The sequence below is a fragment of the Streptomyces sp. NPDC054840 genome (assembly GCF_053611065.1).
Map to the genome: position 1 here is coordinate 1 of NZ_JBSGZP010000837.1, position 2,741 is coordinate 2,741.

Annotated in this window: 2 protein-coding genes; both read right to left on the reverse strand. The window is 74.9% G+C overall.

All coding sequences use genetic code 11. From position 1 onward, the window contains the following. Positions 1–64: 64 nt before the first annotated feature. Positions 65–940, reverse strand: a complete 876-nt coding sequence (locus tag ACWGIU_RS34800; RefSeq protein WP_453712098.1) for an alpha/beta hydrolase family protein — start codon at positions 938–940, stop codon at positions 65–67. Then, a complete protein-coding gene (locus ACWGIU_RS34805) occupies positions 937–1,893 on the reverse strand; it encodes a VlmB-like protein (RefSeq protein WP_453712099.1) in 957 nt (318 codons plus the stop codon). The genes ACWGIU_RS34800 and ACWGIU_RS34805 overlap by 4 nt, the downstream gene beginning before the upstream one ends. Positions 1,894–2,741: the final 848 nt, after the last annotated feature.

Here is a 2,741-nt window from a genome sequence, read left to right on the forward strand (position 1 = left end):
GTGCCGGGCCCGAAGCCCGGAGCCGGCCCGGGGCCCGGAGCCCGGAGCGGGGCCCGGTGCCGGGTTACAGGTTGTCGGCCCACGTCCGGATCCGGGCCGCGATCGGGCCTGCCTCACGCACCCACCGCACATGACCGACACCGCCCCCCGCTCCCGGCCGGTAATGCCACCGCTCCACCCTGCACCCAGGCAGCACCGCACACAGCCGGTCCACCGCCGACGGCGGCGCCAGAGCATCTCCGGCGACCGAGACAGCCAGCACCGGCAGCCGCACCGACCCCAACACATCCCCGTACACCAGATCCGCGCCGGCCGGCTCGAACCGGCCCGTGCGCGCGATCCTCGCCCAGTCCCGGATCAGCCGCGCCGGCTGCCGGCCGCCGAACCCCAGACGGTGCCCGGGGAAATACCCCCACAACCAGGCGATCCCCGCGGCGAGCTGCGTGCTCAACAACACCCGCAGCGCACCCATACCCGGGAAACCGCGGTAGTCCACCGACCCGGCCGCCACGAACACCATCCCGTCCACACCCGCCGGTTCCCGCGCCGCGTACAGCACGGAGATCTGCCCGCCGATACTGTGCCCGAGCAGGTACAGCGGGGTATGGGCACCGAACCGCTCCCGGACCGCGGCCACCGTCCGCGGCCAGTCCCGCGCGGCGAGTTCGTCGTACCCCTGGCGTGAGGTACGGTCCGGCCGCGGCCCGCTCTCCCCCTGACCGCGCAGGTCCGCGGCCACACAGGCGATGCCCAGGTCCGCGAGTTCGCTGCACAACGGCTGGTAGTAGGAGGCGCTGACCGCCATGGCGGGCCAGATCAGCACCACCGCACGCGGGGCCCCGGCCGGTTCGGTGACCTGTGTGACGATCCGCTGCGGCCCGTCCCCCCGGTACGGCGGCAGCGCCACCTCCCACCGCCCGGGCCCGGACGCGGCGTTCATCGGGCCGCGTCCGAGAGGAGCATGTACGCAAGGCGTGTGTCCTGGGTCTCCTGGGACCAGCGTGCGGCGGCCTCCATCCGTTCCTGGATCCCGGTGTCGACCAGCCGCCGGCCGGGCCAGACCTCGTAGTCGCCGACCAGCCCGGCGTGTTCGGCGAGGCCTTCCTGGAAGAGGGACTCGCGGCGCAACAGGACCTCCTGCATGGGGAGTTTCTCCCACAGCCGCCGGCCCTCGGTGACGATCTCCATGAGGCGGGGACGCTGTTCGGGGTGCTCGGTGAGGTAGCGGCGCACCACCGAGCTGCCGACCGCCAGGTGGCGGATCTCGTCCATGTTGGCCCCGCGTTCCACCAGGGCCGCGGCCGGGTCCAAAGGCCGCCACTTGCGTTCCGACAGTTCCGCGGCCGGCGCCAGGATGCCCTCGACGAGGACGGTCAGCACCAGCACACCGCCGTAGAAGTCGCCCTGGTCGCGCAGGACCTGAAGGCCGAACTCCTCCAGCGGGTCCAGCACGGCGGCCGCGGTGGTCGCCGCCGTCCTGGCCACCTCGGCCTCGATCTGCGCGGCGTCCAGGCCCACACGCAGCAGGTGCTCCCTGAAGATCCGGGCATGGCGGGCCTCGTCGACCAGCTGGGTCGAGAAGAACTCCAGGTCGTCGGTGCCGGGCGCGTGGAAGACCAGGAAGGACAGCGCACGGGCCGCTTTCTCCTCCGCGAGGTGACGGAAGGTGAACTCGTCGACGAGGGCGTCACGCAGCGGGCCCGGCGCACGGACCGCTACGGTCGGCCCCGCGTCGGGCACCGAACCGTCGGCCAGGCGCCGCAGCATCGTCCCCGCGACGTGCCGCAGCCAGTACGGCAGATTGCAGTCAGCGGTGGTCAGTTCCAGCGTCCGGGCGCCCTCGAGCACGCTCGGAGCGCGGTCCCAGTCCGCCTCGACGGGAGTGATGTTCATGAACTCGGCCTCAATTCCTTCTCATGGCATCCGCAGATACCGATACCGGTGCGCACCCGCAACAGACGCAGGAATGCAGGGATGAACGGGAGTACGGAGGTACGGGAGGTACGGGGGGTACGGGAGGTGCGGGAGGTGCGGGGGTACGGGGGACGGGGGGTACGGGGGACGGGGGACGGGGGGTACGGGGGACGGGGGGACGGAGCTGCGGGGGTAGGGAGGTGCGGGGGTAGGGAGGTGCGGGGGTACGGAGGGACGGCGGTACGGAGATACGGGGGAGGTACGGGAGTCCGGGGGTACGGCGGTACGGAGGTACGGGTTGCGGGGGTGCCGGGTTACGGGGGTGCGGGGTACGGATGCGTGGAGGTGCGGGGGAGGGAGGTACGGGATGCGGTGGAGGGGGCGAACGCACCGCCCCCGCCCCGGCGCGCCCCGGACCGCCGCGCCCCCGCCTGCACTGCCGGACCACACCGCCCCGGCCCCCACTGCCGGACCGCCCCGGCCCGCATTGCCCCGCCGGACCGTCCCGCCGGACCGTCCCGCCCCGGCCCGCATTGCCCCGCCGGACCGTCCCGCCGGACCGTCCCGCCCCGGCCCGCATTGCCCCGACGGGTCGCCCCGCCGGACCGTCCCGCCGGACCGCACCGCCCCGGCCCGCATTGCCCCGACGGGTCGCCCCGCCGGACCGGCCGCCGGACCGCACCGCCCCGGCCCGCATTGCCCCGACGGGTCGTCCCGCCGGGCCGTCCCGGCCCGCCGGGCCGCCGCGCCCCGGCCCGCATTGCCCCGCCGGGTCGTCCCGCCGGGCCGGCCTGGCCCGCCCCGCCCCGCCCCGCACCGGGCCGGGC